The organism is Pandoraea anapnoica, assembly GCF_902459765.1.
Lineage (GTDB): Bacteria > Pseudomonadota > Gammaproteobacteria > Burkholderiales > Burkholderiaceae > Pandoraea > Pandoraea anapnoica.
The window spans coordinates 154,219-175,377 of record NZ_CABPSP010000004.1 but is presented as its reverse complement, the minus strand read 5'-3'; the positions used below and the strand labels follow the sequence as shown (position 1 = coordinate 175,377).

Below are 21,159 nucleotides of genomic sequence, written 5' to 3'. Positions count from 1 at the left end.
CCTGCACACCGTATCGATTGTGCTATTCGTCAGGTCACACCGTAATGTCGCGTCGGAACGTCTCGGGAACAAAGAGCACACCGACCACGAACGATAGCGCTGCAATGGCGATCGGATACCACAGCCCGAAATAGACATTCCCCGCCGCTACCGACATCGCGGACACCACGAAGGGCAACATTCCACCGAACCAGCCCGACCCGAGATGGAACGGGAGCGACAACGACGTGTAGCGAATGCGCGCCGGGAACAGCTCGACCATAAACGCCGCCATCGGTCCATACACCATCGCCAGGAAGAGCAGGAGCACCCACATCAACAACACGACCATCGGGGCGTTGACCGTTGCCGGATCGGCGCGCTTCGTCCATCCCATCGCCGTCAGCGCGCTTTCCAGCGCGTGTCGCTCACTCCCCTGCACTTCTATGCTGCCGATTATGGTTCTCACCGGTTCACCGGCTTTCTGGCGCGCCTGCACGTACGACACGCCCGACGCCGATAGGAACTCCCGCACGCGATCGCACTCCGTGCGTGGAGAGGAAAACAGCGAGAACTGACAATCGTTGGCGTAGATCGTGACGGCAGTTTTCTTCTGGAACGCTTCGAGTTGCGGATTCGCGTAGTGGGTCAAGGCGCGGAAGATCGGTTGCGTGGTCAACGCCAATAAGAGGCACGCGCTCATCATGATCCATTTGCGCCCGATGCGATCCGATAACCAACCGAACAGAACGTAGAACGGGAAGACGCAGACGAGCGCGATTGCCAGATACAGGTTGACGGCGTTCGGGGCGACCTTCAGCGTGTTCTGCAAAAAGTACATGGCATAAAAGTGCCCCGTGCCGAAAATCACGCCGACTCCCGACGCCGTGCTGAACAGCATGATCAGCACGTACTTCAGGTTTCCCCAATGGCCGAAACTCTCGCTGACCGGCGATCTCGACAGGTTGCCTGCGTGCTTCATTTGCTCAAACGTGGGCGACTCCGCCAACCGGGTGCGCAGATAGACCGACACGATCAACAGCACGGTCGACACCAGGAAAGGGATCCGCCATCCCCACGACTGAAAGGCGACCTCGTCCACGAGCGCTCGCGATAAGCCCACTACGGCGATCGACGTAAGCAGTCCAAGGGTTGCCGTCGTTTGAAGCGAACTTGTGTAGAAGCCTCGTTTGGACGGCGGCGAATGCTCGGCGAGATAGGTCGCCGCGCCCCCTGTCTCGCCCCCCAGCGCGAAGCCCTGCAACAACCGCAGACTGACGAGCAGTATCGGCGCAAGCATGCCGATCTGCCCATAGGACGGCAATAGGCCAACGCCAATCGTCGCCACCCCCATCAACACGATGGTGGCCATGAAAGTGTACTTCCGCCCGATCCGGTCGCCGAGTCGGCCGAAGAACAGCGCGCCGAGCGGCCTGACGAGAAATCCCGCGCCAAAGGTGGCGAGGCTGGCGAGGAAGGCCGTTGTTTCGTTTCCACTCGGGAAGAACAGCGCACCAAAGACCCCGGCCAGCGCCGCGTAGACATAAAAGTCGTACCACTCCAGCAATGCGCCGAACGACGACGCGAAGATCAACACAAACTGATGGCGCGTCACGATCGCGCGCGATGCGGGGGATGTCATCGTATTCATTGTTGGCCCCAAGGCTCCGCTCGTCTGTCAGCCACGCCGAATGCGAACGGCACATGCCCGGGCATCGGCGCGACCCATGACAACGCTAGCGAGTGGACAGGTCTCCGAGAAGGTTCATTGCAGCGTCGCGCGGCAATACGGCAGCATATTTCTGCGCCATGTCGAACAGATTCGCCTCGTGCGGTGCGATGGCACGGTCCCCAACGCAGTCACTCAGGACAAAAGGACGAAATCCGTACTGCATCGCGTCCACGACCGATGCCCGCACACACCCGCTGGTCACCGCACCGGCGATCACCAGTGTTTGTACGCCGCGTTGCGACAGCCACGCAGCAAGCGATGTGCCAAAAAACGCGGACGGAACGGTCTTCCTTACGACCAGTTCGCCTTCGGCAGGCGCAAGCTCCGGCACGATCGCGCTGTCATGCCCGCGTTCGAGCAGCTTGAGCATGCCCGGGACCTTTTCCGTAAAGATGTTGTGATCTGCCCCATCGTCGGCAAACACAATGCGCGTATGCGCTACGGGCCATTTTCTTTCCCGCGCAAACGCGAGCAGCGGCACCGTGTTGTCGATGGCCTGCCGAATATTCCCCCCGCCGAATACTTCGGGGTTCGCAAAGCCGTTGACGAAGTCCACGATCAGCAGGCCCACGGGGGCTTTGGGTTGTAACGGGCTTCCGAAGCTCTGGCGTTGATAGGTTTCCAGGTCGTGACTCATTTCAATGGCCTCCGTTGACGACGCAGCCGTTGCGAACCACGGCCTCACCGTCCAGATAGACGTCGCAATGGCGCAGTGGGATATCGATATGACAGGTGGTTGTGCGGCTTCCACCGGCTTCGTTGTTCGGACCGAGCGAGAAAAGGAAGTTGCCCTCGAATGCGCGTGCGTCCATGCCGATGGTTTGCTCTCGATCGTAGAGACCGAGTGTCGACCAGTGCGCGCGAGGTTGCAGCCCCCAGCCGATATGCGAGATGGCATACGCCTGATCGTCCCTGAACGTGGCCATGTACTCGGATAGCAATTGCGCATCCACACCGCCTTCGATTCGGGTGGCGAAACCGTTCTCCACGGTCAGTTCGATAGGGTCGTTCACGTAGCTCTTTTGCGGCAGCAGAATGTCGCCGCGGTCGATGACGATGCGACCGTAGGCCTGACCGTCGTTCGGGAACGTGAGTGCAAAGCCGCTCGGCCAGTGATCCCACCGTCCGGGCTCGTCCACGAAACCATACTCGGCGATCGGGTGAAACTCTCCGAGCGGGCAATGGAAATCGGTTCCGGCGGCCGACACGATATGCATCTCACGTGCCCTGCCGATTCGGGCCTGTGCAGCCAGCACGCGTTCGCGATCTTCCGGCGTCGGCACGAGCCGGGTGAGGACTTCGGGCGGTTCCACGGCCAGCAGAATCTTGGTGCCACCCTTGAGAATGTCCAGTTGCTCCGGCGAGAACAGCAACGTCATCAGGTCTAGCACCAGATCACTTTCCTTCAACGCGGCAATCGCCGCACGATTGCCGGTGAGCGGGGTCGTCCCCAGGTAAGCCAACGGGTCGCGGCTCAGCGCCTTTTCGCCATTGACAGGCGGGAGGTCGAGCCGGTTGACGATGGCACCAAGCGCTTGCGTCGCAATGAGCGCCGTCGACAAGGTCTGCGGATGGGTATTGGCGCTCGTCAGAATTGTGACGGTTTGTCCGGCCTCAAGGCGGGACAGCTTCAGGACACGTGTCCAGGCGTCCACCATTTGAAAATCACTTACGGGCATGATGCCCTCCCTCAAAATTCGTTCAGATCGTTGGCAGCGGCGCACCGAGAAAACTGCCGAATGCCCGATAAAAGCCCGGCTCGTTGTCCCACGGGATCATGTGCCCGGCGTCGGCCACCCTGACATGCACGACCTGAGGCGCAAGTCCCTGGATCTCCTCGACATCGGCATCCAGAACGACATCGCCCCGCTCGGCGGTCATCAACATCAGGGGAATCGCCACGGACGGCAGGTTCCTGTGAATGTCGTCGGTATGAAAGCCGTCAAAGCTCTCGCGAATGGCGCGTTCGTCGCACGTGTGAAGCCATTCCGCACGCAACTGCAATTGCGCCTCGGTCCAGGTCGGGCAGAATTCGCGCATCGCTTGCGCGTCCATACCGTGCCTTGCCAACGCCATGGAATCGACGTACCAGGGCAGTTTCGACGGATAGGTGCGACGACCCGGCCCCGAGACCGGCGGATCGACGGCGACTAGCCGGGCGAGCCCCTCAGGTCTGTCGGCGGCGGCGCGAATACCTATGCGTGCCCCCATGGAATGCCCCACCACGCTGTACCGTTTGAGGCCAAGGGCGGCGGCAAAGTCGATCAGGTCGGCAGCCTGAGCGTCGAGACTGTAGTCGAGCGTTCCGGACGCCGACGACAGGCCGCGCCCGCGAACATCGAGTACGTAGGTATCGAACGCCTTGCCGAATGTTTCGCCTACGAAGCCCCAAGTGATGGCGGGACTCGTGATCCCCGGCACGATAATCACCGGATCGCGGGTCGCGCGCGCACCGTCGTCACCGCCGTAGCGAAGGTAGTGTTGCCGGATGCCATTGGCGTGGACGTTACCGCCGTAGAGAAATGTGGATCGTTGGCTCATCTGTTGCTCCAGTGCTTCCATCATTCGATTAGCTGGCTTCGATCAGATTGCTCAATACGCCCCGGACAGCAGCGCGCCGGCACCGGGGACGACCGGCTCCAGATCCAGCGTCTTCAGCATCGCGTAAGTCGTGGCGATCGCCGCGGTGATCACAGGCTTGCCAGTCATCGCTTCGACCTTGGCAACCGCCGGCAGCGACGGCATCTGAACGCATGCGGACAATACGATGGCGTCTGCCTCCTGGTAGCGCAGCGTCTTGACGATGTCAGGCAGACGGCTGGGGTCGTGGCGTCCGACGTCGAGGTTGTCGGGAATCTCAAGGGCGCGATAGTCGATCACCTCGTAGCCTTCGTTGCGGATGTAATCCACGACCAGCTCCGTCAACGGTTTCATGTAAGGCGCCACGACGACGATGCGTTTCGCGCCGATCACCTTGAGGGCGTCGACTAGTGCACCAGCGCTGGTAATCACCGGGGCTGCGCCGCCGTTCTCGGCGGTATGCTCGGCAAGGCGCTTCTGAGACACACGGTGGTAGCCGTGCCCCATGGCCATGATGGCGACGAGACACGCGTAGCCCAGCACATCCACACGCGCGTCGGACAGCTCCACGGCGCAGCGATCGGACTCGGCGTCCATGGCCGCGAGTTCCTCCTTGACGACTTTTTTCATGCGCATGCGACTGGAGTGAAACGTGAAACGCTCAGGTCGGATGTTCTGCCGGGCGAGCAGCATTGCCGGGATCTCTGTCTCCATCGTGGTGTTGGAACTCGGCACAATCTGGCCAATGCGGAAATTTTTCATGGAGCGGCTCCGGGAGCGAAAGTAGATGACGAGGGAGGTGTTGGGTTACAGGCGAAAGATGCGCTCGGCGTTACCGTGGCAAATGAGCTTGCGCACGTCTTCGTCGATCGGGGCTTCCTCGATGAATCTCGCGGCGACTTCGGTGGACTCGTAGGGGTAATCCACCGAAAACAGCACGGCTTGCGGTCCCATCTCGCCAATGGCGCCTGCCAGCGCAGCTGAGGAACACACGCCGGAAGTGGTAATGACGATGTTCGTGCCGATGTAGGCGGATGGCGCCTGCTTCAGTTCGACGCCATGCGAGTAGACGGCGAATCGACTGTCGAATCGCCAACGCAGGAACGGAATGCCCTCGCCCATATGGCCAAGAATCAGCTTGACGCCCGGGAACCTGTCGAAGACACCACCGAACAGCAGCCGCAGCGCGTGACTCGCCGTCTCTACACCCCACCCCCACGTTGCGCCGAAGAGTTCGGGATGGCCTTCCAGCACACGTGGATGGGCAAAGGCGTCCGTCGGATGCAAGTACAGGGGAACGTCCAGGTCCTGCAGCGTGGCCCAGAAGTCGTCGTAGGCACGGTCGTCGTAGTACCTGCCGTGCGTGTGACCGTTGACCAGCGCACCTTTGAACCCCAGCGTGTTCACGGCGCGTGTCAGCTCGCGTGCAGCGACTTTGGCGTCGTGCATCGGCAGCGTGGCGAAGCCGCCGAATCGCGTCGGATGACGACCGATCTGTTCGGCCAGAAAATCGTTGCTCATTTGTGCGAGCGACGTGGCCTGCCCGGCATCGGTCTCCCCCTGCACGCTCGGTCCGGTTTGCGACAGGATCGTGTAGTCGATTCCGGCGCGATCCATCTCCTGAAGGCGCAACCCATCGAAATCGGCGAGCCGCGCGCCAAGATCGCGCAGGACTTCGGGCGCAATGTGCTGCGTGAATGCCTTCGAATAGTTCGGAAATCCCGGTGTGGTGAAATGCTCTTCGAGCGCGATCTTGCGAATTCGGTCGTTCATGAACAACTCCATTTAATCAGTGTACTGATAATGTATCGGCGATAGTCATGTCGCTATCGCCCTATCCGATAATCAGTCCGCCTTGCCGAACAGGCGACGGATACGCCCCCAGATGACACTCCAGACGAGACTTCCCACGTTGAACTTTGTTTGTTCCGTGGCGGCCTCGGGGGCGGCATTGCCGCCGAGCTGCGCAGTAATGCGTGCACCGAAGTCGGCGATCATCCGGCGGACGAAATCCTTAACCAGCCCAGAACGTGAGAACTGCGCCAAGGGGCCTTGAAGCATGTACTCCAGCGTGACGGCGACACGTGTCTGGGTGCCGCCGTCTTCCCGGGTGAGCGTGTAGGTGACGTCGCCATTGGCGCGCGAACGGCTGATGTTGTCCTGCCCTGCACCGCGCATGACAGCCCGATGGGCGGCATCGTCGCGATCCAGACGGGCAGCGCCGGCGAAGTTGGCGGACATCGGCCCGAACTTGATGGCGATCTTGCCCTTGACCGATTCGCCGTCGTGCTCGACGAGCTCCGCGCCCGGCAAACAAGCCGTCACCGACGGCAGGTCGCCCATAAACGCCCAGACTTTCTCAAGCGGGAACGGCACCACGAAACTGTCGTCGATTGCCGTCCAACCCTTGCGCTGAGTCTGCGCGGTCGGTTCGCTGCGTGCTGCCGCGACCGCGTCCGGTGCTGCGGGCTTCACGGCTTCGTCCGCAGTGGCCGTAAACGTCTGGAAGGTAGCTGGCGTCGATATGATCTGTTCCCGCGGGATTTCGCGAGGGGCATCTTGCGCAACAATCGGGTTGTCCCGCAGGTCCTGCAGAACGGCTTCGATCGACGCCACAATGCCCATGTATCCGGTGCAGCGGCAAAGATTGCCCGAGAGTTCCAGGCGAATGCGCGCCTCGTCCGCGTCGGGAAAGCGAAGAATGATGTCTCGCGCGGTGATCAGCATGCCGGGCGTGCAATAGCCGCATTGAAGGCCGTGATGAATCGAGAACGCGTGGCGGATGCGGCGCATCAGCTCGTCGTTATCGAAACCCTCGATCGTCCGCACTTGCTGTTGCTCGCAAGCCAGCGCAAACGTGATGCACGACCGAACGGGCATATCGTCGACGAGCACGGTGCATGCACCGCACACGCCATGCTCGCAGCCCAGGTGCGTGCCGGTCAGGTGCTGGGTCTCGCGCAGAAAATCGCCCAGATGCACGCGAGGCTCGACCTCTGTGCGTACGGCACGATCGTTGATGGTGAGTTCGATGACTGACATGGGGGTTCGCTTTTCTATGGATCCTGCTAATTGCCGAAGGTTTGCGCCAGGCAGCGATTGAGCGCTGCGGTATGCATTTTTCTGTCTATACCATCGGCATTGGGCATGGCGGCGGCTACAGCCGACTCGAGCGCCTGTTGCGTCACGGCGTCAGGGCCTTGACGCGCGATGCTGGCGGCCAGATCGTTCAACGCGACGGGCGGACCGTCTAACGCCCCCAGCACGACGCGCGCCAGACCGCTTGCTGCGTCGAACACGGCAGCGGCACTCGCATGCGCAAATTCACCGGTTTTCCGGCAGAGCTTGTGATATCCCCAATGCATAGAGGCCGACAGCTTCGGCAGCAGCACTGCGGTCACGATCTCACCGTCATCCAGCAGCGTCGTGAAGGCCCCTTGCATGAAATCGGCAGCCCGGACGATCCGGCTTGCGCCGGCGCGGGACAGTTCCAGCCGTGCATCGATTGCGGACAACGCGAGCGGCCAGTCGGCAGCGGGATCGGCATGCGCCAGACTGCCCCCGATCGTTCCGCGGTTGCGGATCGCCCGGTAAGCGATACCGCCCGCGACATACTGGAGGTATGCGTGTCGAAGCAGCGGGAATTTGCCGTCCTCGATCTCGGCATGCGTGACGGCAGCACCGACGCGAATGGCGTCGTTCGTCTCCACCACACTACGCAGTTCGTCCAGACGAGAAAGGTCGATGATTTTTGCGGGTCTCGCAAGACGCAGATTGAGCATGGGCCCCATCGACTGACTGCCCGAAATCGGCTTGGTATTTCCGTCTGCCTGCAACTCGGCCAGTGCTTCCGACAGACTTGCTTTCCTCACGTAGTCAAAGCGGGCCGCTTTCATTCGACCTCCTCGTGTTGCAAGGCCTGTTTGGCCGGCTCGTTCTTTTGCGCTTTCGCGGCTTCGATGGCTGACAGCAAACGTCTCGGCGTCAATGGCGTTTCCGACACTGTTGCGCCCAAAGGACGCAATGCATCGTTGACCGCATTGAATAGAGCCGCGGGTGGCGCAATGGCGCCTCCCTCCCCCACGCCCTTCGCGCCGAACTCTGTATACGGCGATGGCGTTTCCATGTGAATAATCTTCAGGCGGGGCAACTCGGTCGGGCCGGGAAGCATGTAGTCGGCCAGCGTGGACGTCAGCGGCTGCGCGTTCTCGTCATACAACGTCTCCTCGAACAGCGCGGTACCGATGCCTTGTGCCGTGCCACCGATGGTCTGACCTTCCACGACCATCGGGTTGATCATCCGCCCGCAGTCTTCCACGATGACGTAGTCGAGAATCTCCACGTGACCGGTTTCGGTATCGACGGCGACGGCCGCGGCGTGAGTGGCGTAACTGAATGCACCGGTATCCACCTTCGGCTTGAATCCCTGAGTCGCCTCCAGCCCCGCAAGATCGACGCCATTGGGCAGACGTTCCGGGCGCAGGTACCAGGCCATCGCAATGTCCGTCAGCGGGATTCGTCCCTTCGCACCGACCACGTCTCCGTTCTCGAAGCGTACGGCGCTTTCATCCTCCTGCAGGAGATGAGCTCCGATTTTGACGATGCGCGGCACCAGTTCCCTGCACGTTGCCGCGACCGCACCGCCGGCCATCACGATGCTGCGCGATGCATAGGTGCCGGTCGAGAACGGCGTGAGCGCCGTATCACCGTGAACGACCTTGATCTTGGCGACGGGCACGCCGAGGATTTCATTGGCAATCTGCGCCAGTGTCGTCTCCATGCCTTGCCCGTGCGAGTGGATACCGGCACGAACTTCAAGCCCGCCGTCGGCTGTCACTCGCACCGTTGCCAGATCGTATCCGGGCACGATGGGCAAACCCCATGACGCGAACACGGCTGTGCCGTGCGCCGACTGCTCGGTGAAGGTGGCAAACCCTATGCCAACCAGCCGACCGTCTTTTTCCCCCTGCTTCTGGCGCTCGCGCCATTGCGCCACACCCAACTGATCGGCGGCGCGCTTCAGGCTTTCTTGAAAATCACCGCTGTCGTAGTGCTTCTTCACGACGTTGGTGTAGGGCATGTCCTCACCACGCACGAGGTTGTCGTAGCGAACTTCCCACGCCTCGCGGCCGACGGCACGCGCAATCGCGTCAATCGTCAGCTCGATAGCAAAGCACACGCCCGTGCGCGCCACGCCACGATACGGCAGGAACCCTGGCTTGTTGGTCGCAGCACACTGGGTTTGGCACCGATAGCCTCGAAAGTCATATGGCCCCGGAAGATTGCCGAGTGCCTGTCCGGTTTCGAGCCCGATCGTGAACGGCCAGGCGGAATAGGCGCCACCGTCGATCAGAAGCTGTGCGTCAAGCGCCAACAGCCTCCCTGTCGCGTCGGCGTAGGCCGTCAGTTCGTAGTGATGCTGGCGTGTATTTGCGCCCGCAATCAGGTGCTCCCGACGGTCTTCGATGAAGCGAAATGGCTTCTTGTAAGTTAACGCGAGCCACGCGATGCATAGCTCCTCCTGCTGCAAGACACACTTGTAGCCGAACGCACCGCCTACGTCGGGGGAGATCACACGCACTTGCGCGTGATCGATGCCAAGACACTGCGCCAGCACGGTGCGAATCATATGCGGCACCTGCGTCGAAGTAATCACGACAAGCTGCGAATGAGGATGGTCCCAGTAGGCCAGGACCGCCTTGCCTTCCATCGGCACCATGCACTGACGCGCCAGATCGACCTTCTGTTTGACGACGACTGGCGCCCCTTCGGCATGGGCGGCAAAGTCGACGTCGGCCGTCAGATCCAGAAACAGATTGTTGTCCCAGTGGTCGTGGACCCGGACGTCTGTCCGATCGCGCGCCGTGAACGCGTTGGCGAATGCGGGGAGTTCCTCCAGGTCGAGCGCCACTTCCTCGGCAATATCCTCCGCCTCTGCGCGTGTCGGGGCAAAGCACATCGCCACCGGCTCGCCGACGAAGCGCACCTTTGCTGAAGCCAGCGGCGGATGCGACGACGACTTATAGGTGGGCAGGCTGGAATCCGCGACGATATCGGTGGCGCTTGTCATATCGGCACGCACGATCACCTGACGCTCGTATTGCTGCGGCTTGCCGATATGCAAAATGCGCGCATGGGCAACGGGGCTGCGCAGAAACGCCACTTCCTGAAGATCGGGAAAAACGTAGTCCGCAACAAAACGCCCTTTCCCGTGAAGATGCCGCTCATCCTCACGCCGACGGACACGCGCGCCAACACCGCCGTTCTCGACTGGCGATTCGTAGTGGTCTGTGTGGCTCATTGCGTCTTCTCTCTCATGAACTTCCTGTGCATCGCGACCGGGGTCATACCGGGTATGCCAGATCGTTGGCGATCATCGCTGTGTCGTAGACGGCCTGGCGCTCTTTGAGCAGCAAGATATTGCCATTACGCGCGAAGCGATCAAAAAGGCGACCCGCCTGATGCAGCGTTGTCGCACCCTCGACGAGGGTCTGCAGCAACATATAGTTGCTTTGTGCGACGATCTCCTCGTCATCTGCACTCAGAATGCGAACGTTCGAGATGAAGTGCAGCATGCTGCGAGGCGCGAACATCTGTGTGCGGGAAATCGCTACCGCCCGGTCATGGAGCATGTCTCTGCCTTCCGCATACACGAGGCCCACGGGCAAGCCACAGGTGGCGTTTTCCAGCTCGGTCACGCGGTAAATGCAATTCTCCGTAAAGAACTCCGGCCAACGCTCGATATCGCCGCCGTCGACGACAGCGCAGTATTCCGCGTGAAAGTCCTCAACGGCAGCGCGCGCAATCAGGGCTGCGTCGTGCGCGACGTGCTTCTTTTCGAAACCTGGCAGTAGCATTCAGAACCCCATGACTTCGCGATAGTGTTTGTACATCGACCGGATGGCCGCCTCGGAAATGAGGTTGTCCGCCGTGCCGATCTTGTCCGCATCGAGCTTGATGACGCTGCGGTCCGTTACCGACCGGCGCACGCCTTCCTGCACGAATTTCATCGCTTCGTTGTCCTCCAGTCCGAGGAAACCCGACGGTCCCATCAAGTTGCCCTGACGCAGGCGGTGACGAACCATGTCCTCGGAATCGTCTTCGTAGCCGAACATGGTCCACAGCATGATCATGCTGTTCGGGCCGTTGGGCACGATGTGCCGGATTCCCAGCGTATTCATCTCACGTTGCACGATCAGATTCGGCCAGATCGTCTGCATCGTGACCGACCACTCCGAATCGAACTCCTTGACGAATTCCAGGAAGCGTTCGTCGCGCAGCGTCATCCCTTCGTGAAACGAGCGCATCTCCTTTTTCTTGTCTTCATCGACGCTCGCATAGAGCGAGTCGCTCTTCGCCGACGCCATCGTGCCGTGAATGCCGTATTTGCTGTCGGCGATCATCGCCGAGCGGTTACCTGCCACGAGCAAGCCGAAAACGACCAGGAACGAGTGCAGAAGGGTCGCGTGGTACGGGTCCTTGAGATTCTCGTGGTACATCTTCCAGTTACACGGCAACTCGTTCTTGTAGAAGCCGAGAATGCGCAGCTTTTTGCCGTTGAACACGGCATCGAAATCCTGAAGAATTTCAGGCGTGAGGTACTCCTCTAGTGGCTCCATGTCGTGGACGAACGAAGCAAAGACCACGCCGTTACGCGTGGCGACCGCGAGCTTGCGCAGGCCGTGATCTTCAGTACGGAAGTCTTTCGGCATCCCTCCAAGCTTGTTCACGCCCCGACGAAACGGTACGCCTTGCAGATTGCCCTTCAGATCGTATGACCACTGGTGATACGGACAAACGAATTCCTTGTTGTTGCCGCGACTATGTCGACAGAATTCGGCACCGCGATGTGCGCATCGATTCTCGAAGACATGGATTGAACCGTCCTCGGCGCGCGACACGACCACCGGTGTCGGGCCTACGTACGATCGCTTGTAATCGCCGGTGTTCGGCACTTCGGCCTCAAGCGCCACGAAGTTCCACGTACGACCATGGAAGATTCGGTCGACCTCGCGGGCATACACCGATTCGCTCGTGTAGACCCAGTCGGGAATGGCGTGTAGCCCCTCTTCCGGCCACGTCAGGTTTTCGATAGGTTGATTCTTGATCGGCGGCGTCGGGCCGCTGATCACGGTTTCGCAGGCGTACACAGATATCTCCGGGAAAATCAGGCGACCGACCGTTCGAGTTGCCGAAGCTTCAGGCTCATATCGGAGAGCCGGTCGGGGTCGACAGGAATGGATTGTTCTATGAGGCGTTGCAGTGCACGAACTTCACCGCCCTGATTCACGGCAAGCGCATACACGATCACGCCATTTCTCAGCCCGATGAGGACCAGCTTGTCGGCATGGGTTTCGCGCATCACCCATTGATCCACGGTCTCGTCGTGCAACCCGATCATCTGGACGTTCCAGTCGTACTGATCGGTCCAGAATCGTGGGGTGGGCCGGTATGCCGCCGCGTCGCCGAGCATGCTCCTGGCGGCGGCAATTGCCTGATCCTGAGCGTTCTGCCACGACTCGAGACGAATCCGTCCATCACCTGGTCCAAAGGGAAAATTCGCGCAATCGCCGGCGGCAAACACGTTCGGCGCGGACGTCCGGCAGCACGCGTCGACGACGATGCCGTTGCTCACCTCGATGCCCGAGGCGCGCGCAACATCGTCGTTGGGGGTCTGACCCACGGCAAGCACACAGAAGTCGAAAGTTTCCGTATGGGTACCCGCGTTCACCGTGACGCCGTCGTCGCGTTGTACTACCGAGATCGGCCCGGTCTCGAGCTTCAACTTCACGCCGAGCGCCAGGTGCTTGGCCGCAAGGCGTTGCGAGAACGCAGCCGGCATGGCCTTGCCGAGCAACCTCGGTGCCATCTCGAACACGGTCACCTCAAGACCTCGTGCGCGAGCGCTCGCGGCAAATTCCAGCCCCAGAAAGCCCCCGCCGATGACCGCAACGGAGCGTGAGCGCTTGAGTAATTTACGCAAACGCAGGGCATCCGACAGTGTTCGCAGCGACAGTACCCGTTCGCCCTGTGCAATGTCGGACAGCATGCGTGCACGGCCACCGGTGGCGATGAGGCACTTGTCGTAGTGAATCTGCTCACCGCTCGCCAGATAGGCAATCTGGAGGGCGGTGTCAAGACGCGTGACCCGATCCTCCAATTGCTCGATGGCCGCACGTTGATAGAACACAGCTTCGTGCAGCCAGCCATTAAAGCAAGTCTCGTCGCTCGGTGCAGTCAGCACTTCCTTGGAAAGCGGCGGACGTTCGTAGGGCGGGCAGGACTCGTCGCCGACGATCACGACCCGGCCGGTCACGCCTTGATTGCGAAGCGTCTCGGCCGCACGACCGCCGGCCTGGCCGCCGCCAATGATGAGATAGGTGGGTTCCATTGCGTCTTCTGCAAGTCAGATGTCGACCAGGATGGCGTTGCCATCCACCTGAACGGGGAACACACGAATCGGCTGCGTCACGGGCGAGCACATGGCTGCACCGGTCCTGATATCGAACCGCCCCTGATGCAACGGACACTCGATGCAGCCGTCTTCCATATAGCCGTCGCTTAACAACGCATATTGATGGGTGCAAACGTTTTGCGTCGCGTAGACGCTTCCATCGAGCAAGTACAAGGCGATTTTCTCTTCGCCCAAAGTCACTGGGAGCGGTTCATCCTCGACCAGATCAGTGAGATTCGCTACGAACTGCAGCGGCATGGACATTCTCCTAAAACTCATCAGTATGCTGATGGAATTACTTTACGGAGGACGCTGAGTGTCGTCAACTGTTTCAGAATCGACGTTTACCCGTATCTCAGGATGCGGTTGAGCGAGTTGGTTTTCTGGTGGATCACGGCATCGGTGGACATGGAGGGTTTTCGCAATTCGAAGCGCTCCCTGAAATCTCTTTGACTTTGGAGAATGATCGTTCTACACTGCGGAGAACGATCATTCTCCACGTTTCCCAATGGCCCGCTCTTCTCAACCCGCCGATCTCTCTGCACCTCAACTCGCGCTGCTCGACACCACCGAGCGACTGGTCTACGCAGGGGGTATTCACGCCACTGGCGTCGATGCCATCGTGAAGGAATCGGGCGTGGTCCGCAAAACGCTTTACCGTCACTATCCGACAAAAGAAGCGTTGGTCGAAGCTGCACTCCTGCGGCGCGACGAGCGTTGGATGCAATGGTTCGTCGCCGCGACATCGAAAAGCGACGATCCTCTCGAGCGCCTGCAATCGTGCTTCGACGCCCTTCGTACGTGGTTTGCCTCCGACGGCTTTCACGGTTGCGCGTTCCTGAACGCGGCGGGCGAGATTGGCGACCCGGCCAGCGGCATTCGGTCGGTATCGAAACTGCATAAACAACGGCTTCTCGACTACCTGAGCGAACTCACTACCGCAAGCGGATTGCCCCAGCCGGATGCGCTCGCCGCAGAGCTGTTGATCCTGATTGACGGCGCGATTTCGGTTGCGCTCGTTTTCGGCGGAACCGAAGCCGCCGACACCGCCGCGCGTGTAGCGCGTCGACTTCTTGCTGTGTCTTAACCTAACCCGTGAGGTAATCCAACGTGTCATCCACCAACGAAAGCCGTCCGCCGCTTCCGCCGTTCACGCGTGAGACCGCGATTCAGAAAATCCGCCTTGCCGAGGACGGATGGAACAGCCGAGATGCTGCCAAGGTCGCTCTCGCGTACACCGCCGATACGAAATGGCGCAACCGCGCCGAATTCGTGAACAACCGTGCCGAAGCGCAGTCCTTCCTCGAGCGCAAGTGGGCCAAGGAACTCGACTATCGTCTGATCAAGGAATTGTGGGCATTTACCGAAAACCGTATCGCGGTGCGTTACGCCTACGAATGGCGGGATGATTCCGGCAACTGGTTCCGCTCGTACGGTAACGAGAACTGGGAGTTCGGGCCGGATGGGCTGATGTCGAATCGCTACTCGTGCATTAACGACCTGCCGATCAAGGAATCCGAGCGCAAGTTCCACTGGCCGCTTGGGCGGCGGCCGGACGATCATCCGGGGCTGTCGGATCTCGGACTCTGATTGCATGTTCGACCCGCAACCGAGCACGCCGCACTGGCGGCGTCGCGCTCGGTTGGCGGCGCCCCGCGACAAGTCGCCGTCATGTCCTCAAAGGGAAAGCATCTTGTGCAACGTCCCGTCCCGAAGCACCCAGTGATGGTAAAGCGCAGCACAAACGTGCAGCGCTACTGCGCCCAGCAGCACGTAGGCCAGCAGCGAATGCACGTCACCCATTGCGTGACCTAACGATGACCCTTGCGCCGATAGTGCAGGCAAAGGAATCACGCCAAGGAACTTGACCCCGTAGCCTCGGGCCGACGCATTGATCCAACCGAGTGCGGGCACGATCACCAGAAGTGCGTAAAGCCCCTTGTGTGCAATAGCGGCGAACGCATGCATAAGCGACTTCTGCCCGTTTTCCGGCTTGATCCGGTAACGCGTCCACAGCATCCGTATTGCCGTAAGCCCGAGAATAGTTGCGCCTAACGAGAGATGCCACGCGACGAGACCGATGGCCGGCGTTTGCTTCGTGATATCCGGCATCGCCCAGGCGACGCCAAATTGAACCGCTAGAAGTGCGGCAGTGATCCAGTGCAAGCACCGGGACGCCGCATCGTAACGCGTAATGCTTTGTTTCATCTGAACCTCTTGCTCGTCATGTTCGTCAGTCGGGAACTGCTTTCGGCCCGCACATATTGCTAAATGTCGTAGCCCATGACGGCAAATTCTGAGGCACGACACTTAGCAAAGACTTAGCAAGTCCTCATTTGCCTTGCGATGGACGTCCCGATAACTGAATCCACGTCATTGTCGTGACGTCGCACTCTCATCAGGAAATGACGGGGAAATGCGTTTCCACAGCTTGACATTCCCACGGCCAGAATCCCCAGTGCCATCCAGCACGATCATTGACGAGCGTCAATCCCGCCGAGCACCAATGGATTAACTTGAATCGTGGGGAAGCTGCGTCGTCGACACGGAGCGCGCCGCCTCCGGTCAAACCGAGAAAACGACGGCGCGCAACGCCGCATGGTCCGTCCCTGGCGTTCGACATGTGATCGACGAAATGTCTGTCGGACGCCCCTGCGCGCGGCAGCGACACGCCGCATCGTCATGCTTCCAAGGGGAATTGCCATGATCAGATTCTTTGCTCTGACGTTCCTGCTGTCCGGGCTTTCAGTCCTGTGGACGGCAGACAATGCCATATCGGCCCCGCTAGCGAAACACGAGACGGCACCCTCGGGAGTCGCATATATCACCGGCGGCATCGGTGAGGATGAAGTCAGACAATTTCATGAAGCAGCCGGCAAATACAACCTGCGAATGACGTTCGCAACGACCTCCGGCAGCTATCTCTCGGACGTGGATGTCGTGATCTCCGATGCCGCCGGGCGCTCGATACTCGCCGTGCGAACCGAAGGACCGTTCCTCTTCGTCAAACTGCCGCCAGGGCGTTACGGCGTTGCGGCCCAACTGCCGCAAATGGCAGAGCGCCGCAACGTTCGCGTTCCGCCCCGGGGCAGCGTGGAATTGAATTTCCACTGGGATATCCCCGACTATCTTGGCGATATGCGCCTTTGCGCAAACTGCCCGACACCATCGAAACGCTGATTAACACGCTGGCAACGACGCGCGCGACGGGCGCGCCCCCACACGACGCACCGTTCATGCAGGCTAAGCTCGCCGGTCCGCGCGGCTTTTCCGTGCCATGAACGGCGCGACGCTAAATACCCGTCGCGGTATTGCGGGGTGTCGGCGTCGAGGGGGACGACACTCATGACCGGCATGGCGAAACGGTCATTTTGCTCATGCCGCTCATTCCCCTCACCGCCAGGCTATTTGCAACGCTTTACGGCATTGCCGAGTTGGCACTCGGTGTTTCCGGGGCGCTTAACGGTATCGCACACTTCGCTCATGTGGGCGGAATGCTGGGAAGTGCGCTACTGATGCTGTACTGGCGGCAGCACCGCCCCGAGCAGCACGCAGGCGGGTGAGCTTAAGCGTCAGACGGTCACGGCAGCATGCCCAATCGTCTGCGCAAGCACCGGGATTTCATTGTCGTTCAGCGTCATGGCGTCGGCGAGCAAACGCGGGTTCAGCCACCCACGGACGACACATGCCAGCCCGACAGCCGCGCAGTAAAGCGAAACGTTCTGCGAGATTGCGCCGATGGCTACCCCTGCGAACGTGTCGCGTTGCTCGGCAGGAAACCGATCTGCACGGAAATGGTTGACGACGTAGACGAGGTCCAGCGGGGCGCCGCCGACAAAGTCCTGATACCCGGTCAGGTTTCGGGCATCCACCGCACGCTTGAGCCGTAGCTCGTGCGACATGGGGTCGTACAGGTAGACCCCTTCCGGCAACGCAGCGTAAATGTCGATTTCATGCACGTCATGCGCAGAGGGCGCCGTGCGTCCACCGGTATCCGCGCGATTGATCCCATTGGCGGCCCACAACAGGTCGCCGAGTTGCTGTGAAGAAAGCGAAGCCTGCGAGAATTCGCGTGTCGTTCTGCGCCGGGCCAACGCGACCATCAGCGACGCCCCATTGCCGAGGTCCGGCGAGGGAAGATCGATGATGTCCGGGGATCCGGTCACAGCGATCGGTACAGTCGGGGCGGGGACGATTTCGTAGGGGAAACGATGAAGGTCGTTCATGATCTTGATCCGTTGATGGATGGCGTCCATGCGTGTGCGCGGACGCCTAAAATTTACGGGCGATGCCAACGCATACGTAACTCGGACTGGCCGTGACCGTAGTCGAAATGGAGCTTCCCTCCGTAGGCACGGTGAATCGCCGTGGCGATATCACGCGCGGCATGCACGCCGGTCATGGTAATGGCGGTCCCCGATTCATCCGACGCGATGTTCATCACGCGCTCCATGGCATGCTCACGCTGCAATCGTTGCGCCCGATGCGCGACAAGCCCGAGAATCTCGGCACGGTGCTTCGCCTCGAAATCGCCTTCCAGCATGAGGCGCGCGGCGGGAACGCCGTCGGCGATACGATGGCATGCAGAACATGTCAGCGACGCCGTCCCCGGTGGTACCGCGCGCCATTGCCAACGCCCCCGCATATAGACGGCGTGACAGCCGGGGCAAACCGCCAGCGCGGGTGCCGCGTTGGGTTGCTGGTAGCTGTCCGGAAGATTCGCCTCGGAAAAATGGTCCCACGTCACAGGTCGAACTGTGGTCGACCGGGCTCTGAATTTCATCATGAATCTCCTGAAAATTCCGGCCGCAGGGCGCGTTGCCGGCCCTCGCCCAGTGAGTAGAAGCGCCGCTACCGGAAGGCCCACCGAGACGATCAATATGTCAACGGTAGTCGTTCATCGCGGCCGCGCCTTGGCCTGAATCAAACTCTGTGCACGCCGTCCGGCACTCCATCGAACACGCGCTTTCGCGCTACCGAGGTAATGCGTCACGGTCGTATTGATTTCGGGGATTCCACAGCATCCAACCATCCGTCTGCTCCGACTCGGCGGCCTTGATCTGCGCCTGAATCTCCACCGGGCCGAACACTTTGTGATCGAAGGCGTAATCCCGGAACGCCTGCAACCATGGCCGGAATCTGACGCCGGGAAGTCCCGAGCGCCGAATGGCCTCGCTGAGCGAACGCGAGACGATCTCACCAGCATGCTCAGTTGGTTGACGACACCCGGGAAGCCCCCAGGTGAACCCGGAGGGATAAAGCATGGGGGAGATGTAATCTACGCGCGCACCGAAGGTCTCAAGTTGCTGGCCGATGTCGGTGTCGTTCTGGTTCCAGCACACATAGCCGAAGATGTCGACGGACGTGTACACGCCGTAGCGCGTGAGGCGTTCGTGCGCCGCATCGAGAAAGCTTGTAATGGCAGCCACCCGGCGGACCTCGGTGTTCGGTTCCTGAAATCGCAGCCCCGCCGCATCGGGGAATCTCAGATAGTCGAACTGGATCTCATCGAATCCCATGCGTGCCGCTTCTTCCGCCAGATCGAGATTGTGTGACCAGACGACCGGTATCGTTGGATCAAGCCATCGCAGTTGCTCGTGGTCGCGCCACACATCGCCCTGAGCGTTGCGCACGGCCCACTCCGGGTGTGCCTGCGCCAAAGGATCGTCCTTGAAGACGACGATTCGCGCGATGAGGTAGAGACCGCGCGCATGCAGCACCCTCACCAGACCTGGAAGGTCCGCGACGTGCGGCGCATTCCTCGGGACATACGCCTGAGCGCCGATGTGTTCGCGCGCGACACTCTGGTATGGCGTCACGCCACGATCTCCCTTCAGATCGATGACCAAAGCGTTGATGACCGTGGTGTCCGCGAGCGCAAGCGCTGCCGCCAGCAGCGTCCGGCTAGAGACGCCGTAGGCCGATAGATAGACGGCCTTCGGACGAAAAGCGGTCATTGTCACCACCATGCCACCCTCCCCCGGCTGCGTCATTGGCACCGCTACGCGCAAGAACCCCGGGGCCTTTACCGTTAGCGTCGCGACCTCGGCACCGATGTCGGAGATAGTGAACGATCCGTCCTTCGCAGTCGTCGCCACGTGTTCTCCCGCAACGACGATTGCGCCCGGTATGGGTTGCCGTGTCCTGGCGTCGACGACTATGCCCGCCGCAGCGACAGCTGCGAGCGGCGCCAGCGCCAGCAGGCAGATCAGTACTGCTCCGACGCGTTTCACCTGACTAGTCATGGTGTGTCTGTGCTTGCACGAGCATGCGTCTCAGGCAGGCTGCGGCGCAATCCTGCGTCATCAGATATCTCGGGATGGCCATCGAATCGGTGTTGCGGGTGACGGGCTTCGCGCCAATTGAGAACGCATATCGATAGCCCTCGTCGCGCGCGATGCTTTCGAGCTGTGTGTCGTAGATACCGAACGGCCATGCCAGCCATTGCACGGGTTTGCCGGTTGCGGCTTCGAGAGACACCCTCGAACGCCGGAGCTGATCGTGGACAAAGCGTTCATAGTCGGCCGGGGCGCGTCGGGCGCGCTCCGTTTTGAAGTTTGGGTGCCAATAGATGTGAGATCCCACGTCGACCTGCGTCGAAAGCGCGAGTTTGCGCACGTGCTCCCACGTCATCGCATACGCTGCGTTGGAGATCGCTGACGGATAGAGGAAGAGTGTGACGGGAAGGGATTCCGCCTTGAGCATCGGCCAGGCGATCTCGAAGATGGATCGGTGACCGTCGTCCATCGTCAACACCAAGGCGCGCGGCGGTAACGAGTCCTGAGACCCGGTGAGCCACACAAGCACGTCTGCCATCGGCACGATCCGGTAGCCGTTATCCGTGAAGAATTTCAGTTGTGAGCGGAACATGGGCATGCTGACGGTCGTCGAGTCCGGATCGCGCACCAACTCGCCGTCCGTGAAGCGGTGGTAGACAAGGATGAGCACGTCATGCTGCGTCTGCTCGGCGCTCGCACCCGTCGGCACCCCGAGTAGCAACGCCGCCGCCGACAACGACAACGACAATGCGAGCCAGCGAGCGCTCAGACGCACAAATGCGGCAACCGTTTGTCCGCTTGCTGCATCGACACTCATATTTCCTCTTACGGTCGTCGGTATCGCGACGATGCCTCATCGCTGCACGCGTGTGAGCGCCCTGCGTGCTATGTCGTGCGAGTCCTGTAGAAAGGCGGCGTGCCGGAGGGGGCCTGCGCCGCCCTCCGCCCCAATCAAGGGGGAATGTCCCGCACGCTGCGGTTCACTGAATCGTCAGTCGACGCTCGCCCGCATCGGCGCGTTTCGGTAGTATCAGTTCGAGCACACCGTCGCGGTAATTCGCTTGCGCCTTGTCGTTGTCGACACTTTGCGACAGCGGAAATCGCACCCTTTCTACTCTATAAATGCGTCGCGTGCC

At 60.6% G+C, this 21,159-nt stretch carries 23 protein-coding genes; 4 read left to right on the top strand and 19 right to left on the bottom strand.

Annotated elements, in window-relative coordinates; all coding sequences use genetic code 11:
* Positions 1-34 precede the first annotated feature (34 nt).
* The 13 genes from PAN31117_RS08950 to PAN31117_RS08890 all read right to left on the bottom strand — a co-directional run bounded on the left by PAN31117_RS08950 (position 35) and on the right by PAN31117_RS08890 (position 14,003).
* Positions 35-1,621: an MFS transporter gene (locus PAN31117_RS08950; protein ID WP_370855738.1), complete on the bottom strand. Its 1,587-nt coding sequence runs from the start codon at positions 1,619-1,621 to the stop codon at positions 35-37.
* Positions 1,622-1,715: 94 nt separating this feature from the next.
* Complete coding sequence (locus tag PAN31117_RS08945; protein WP_150737882.1) at positions 1,716-2,348, bottom strand: N-carbamoylsarcosine amidohydrolase; 633 nt, start codon at positions 2,346-2,348, stop codon at positions 1,716-1,718.
* A 1-nt stretch (position 2,349) separates the two neighbouring features.
* Positions 2,350-3,390 carry a 2,5-dihydroxypyridine 5,6-dioxygenase NicX family protein gene (locus PAN31117_RS08940; RefSeq protein WP_150737881.1) on the bottom strand — a complete coding sequence of 347 codons (1,041 nt, stop codon included), beginning with the start codon at positions 3,388-3,390 and terminating at the stop codon, positions 2,350-2,352.
* Positions 3,391-3,412: 22 nt separating this feature from the next.
* Complete coding sequence (locus PAN31117_RS08935; protein ID WP_150737880.1) at positions 3,413-4,252, bottom strand: alpha/beta fold hydrolase; 840 nt, start codon at positions 4,250-4,252, stop codon at positions 3,413-3,415.
* Positions 4,253-4,303: 51 nt separating this feature from the next.
* A complete protein-coding gene (locus tag PAN31117_RS08930) occupies positions 4,304-5,053 on the bottom strand; it encodes a maleate cis-trans isomerase family protein (protein ID WP_150574064.1) in 750 nt (249 codons plus the stop codon).
* A gap of 45 nt (positions 5,054-5,098) precedes the next feature.
* Positions 5,099-6,064, bottom strand: coding sequence for an amidohydrolase family protein (locus tag PAN31117_RS08925; protein WP_150737879.1), 966 nt, complete (start codon positions 6,062-6,064; stop codon positions 5,099-5,101).
* A gap of 72 nt (positions 6,065-6,136) precedes the next feature.
* On the bottom strand, positions 6,137-7,333 hold the full coding sequence (locus PAN31117_RS08920) for a xanthine dehydrogenase family Fe-S subunit (protein ID WP_150737878.1): 1,197 nt from the start codon (positions 7,331-7,333) through the stop codon (positions 6,137-6,139).
* A gap of 26 nt (positions 7,334-7,359) precedes the next feature.
* Complete coding sequence (locus tag PAN31117_RS08915; protein ID WP_150737877.1) at positions 7,360-8,187, bottom strand: FAD binding domain-containing protein; 828 nt, start codon at positions 8,185-8,187, stop codon at positions 7,360-7,362.
* Positions 8,184-10,592: a xanthine dehydrogenase family protein molybdopterin-binding subunit gene (locus PAN31117_RS08910; RefSeq protein ID WP_150737876.1), complete on the bottom strand. Its 2,409-nt coding sequence runs from the start codon at positions 10,590-10,592 to the stop codon at positions 8,184-8,186. The genes PAN31117_RS08915 and PAN31117_RS08910 overlap by 4 nt, the downstream gene beginning before the upstream one ends.
* 43 nt (positions 10,593-10,635) lie before the next feature.
* On the bottom strand, positions 10,636-11,148 hold the full coding sequence (locus PAN31117_RS08905) for an aromatic-ring-hydroxylating dioxygenase subunit beta (protein WP_150737875.1): 513 nt from the start codon (positions 11,146-11,148) through the stop codon (positions 10,636-10,638).
* Complete coding sequence (locus PAN31117_RS08900; protein WP_150737874.1) at positions 11,149-12,441, bottom strand: aromatic ring-hydroxylating dioxygenase subunit alpha; 1,293 nt, start codon at positions 12,439-12,441, stop codon at positions 11,149-11,151. It abuts the gene before it with no gap.
* A gap of 17 nt (positions 12,442-12,458) precedes the next feature.
* Positions 12,459-13,682, bottom strand: coding sequence for an NAD(P)/FAD-dependent oxidoreductase (locus PAN31117_RS08895; RefSeq protein WP_150737873.1), 1,224 nt, complete (start codon positions 13,680-13,682; stop codon positions 12,459-12,461).
* A 15-nt stretch (positions 13,683-13,697) separates the two neighbouring features.
* Positions 13,698-14,003: a non-heme iron oxygenase ferredoxin subunit gene (locus PAN31117_RS08890; RefSeq protein ID WP_150574072.1), complete on the bottom strand. Its 306-nt coding sequence runs from the start codon at positions 14,001-14,003 to the stop codon at positions 13,698-13,700.
* Positions 14,004-14,253: 250 nt separating this feature from the next.
* Here PAN31117_RS08890 and PAN31117_RS08885 point away from each other — a divergent pair, with 250 nt between their 5' ends.
* Positions 14,254-14,832: a TetR/AcrR family transcriptional regulator gene (locus PAN31117_RS08885; protein WP_150737872.1), complete on the top strand. Its 579-nt coding sequence runs from the start codon at positions 14,254-14,256 to the stop codon at positions 14,830-14,832.
* Between the two features lie 23 nt (positions 14,833-14,855).
* Positions 14,856-15,335: a nuclear transport factor 2 family protein gene (locus tag PAN31117_RS08880; protein WP_150737871.1), complete on the top strand. Its 480-nt coding sequence runs from the start codon at positions 14,856-14,858 to the stop codon at positions 15,333-15,335.
* An 87-nt stretch (positions 15,336-15,422) separates the two neighbouring features.
* Here the strand turns inward: PAN31117_RS08880 and PAN31117_RS08875 are convergent, their stop codons facing one another.
* Complete coding sequence (locus PAN31117_RS08875; RefSeq protein WP_150737870.1) at positions 15,423-15,953, bottom strand: cytochrome b; 531 nt, start codon at positions 15,951-15,953, stop codon at positions 15,423-15,425.
* A 495-nt stretch (positions 15,954-16,448) separates the two neighbouring features.
* Between PAN31117_RS08875 and PAN31117_RS08870 the strand changes: the two genes are divergently transcribed.
* A complete protein-coding gene (locus PAN31117_RS08870) occupies positions 16,449-16,925 on the top strand; it encodes a carboxypeptidase-like regulatory domain-containing protein (protein WP_150737869.1) in 477 nt (158 codons plus the stop codon).
* A gap of 197 nt (positions 16,926-17,122) precedes the next feature.
* Positions 17,123-17,308: a rhomboid family intramembrane serine protease gene (locus PAN31117_RS08865; protein ID WP_150737868.1), complete on the top strand. Its 186-nt coding sequence runs from the start codon at positions 17,123-17,125 to the stop codon at positions 17,306-17,308.
* A gap of 9 nt (positions 17,309-17,317) precedes the next feature.
* Here PAN31117_RS08865 and PAN31117_RS08860 read toward each other — a convergent pair whose 3' ends face one another.
* The 5 genes from PAN31117_RS08860 to PAN31117_RS08840 all read right to left on the bottom strand — a co-directional run bounded on the left by PAN31117_RS08860 (position 17,318) and on the right by PAN31117_RS08840 (position 21,129).
* Complete coding sequence (locus PAN31117_RS08860; protein WP_150737867.1) at positions 17,318-17,971, bottom strand: nitroreductase family protein; 654 nt, start codon at positions 17,969-17,971, stop codon at positions 17,318-17,320.
* Between the two features lie 53 nt (positions 17,972-18,024).
* Positions 18,025-18,531: a BCAM0308 family protein gene (locus PAN31117_RS08855; RefSeq protein ID WP_246188987.1), complete on the bottom strand. Its 507-nt coding sequence runs from the start codon at positions 18,529-18,531 to the stop codon at positions 18,025-18,027.
* 187 nt (positions 18,532-18,718) lie between these two features.
* Positions 18,719-19,990, bottom strand: coding sequence for a putative glycoside hydrolase (locus PAN31117_RS08850; protein WP_150737866.1), 1,272 nt, complete (start codon positions 19,988-19,990; stop codon positions 18,719-18,721).
* Positions 19,983-20,840, bottom strand: a complete 858-nt coding sequence (locus PAN31117_RS08845) for a polysaccharide deacetylase family protein (protein ID WP_150737865.1) — start codon at positions 20,838-20,840, stop codon at positions 19,983-19,985. Before PAN31117_RS08845 ends, PAN31117_RS08850 begins: the two co-directional genes overlap by 8 nt.
* A 163-nt stretch (positions 20,841-21,003) precedes the next feature.
* Complete coding sequence (locus tag PAN31117_RS08840; RefSeq protein ID WP_150737864.1) at positions 21,004-21,129, bottom strand: Hsp20/alpha crystallin family protein; 126 nt, start codon at positions 21,127-21,129, stop codon at positions 21,004-21,006.
* Between the last annotated feature and the right edge of the window lie 30 nt (positions 21,130-21,159).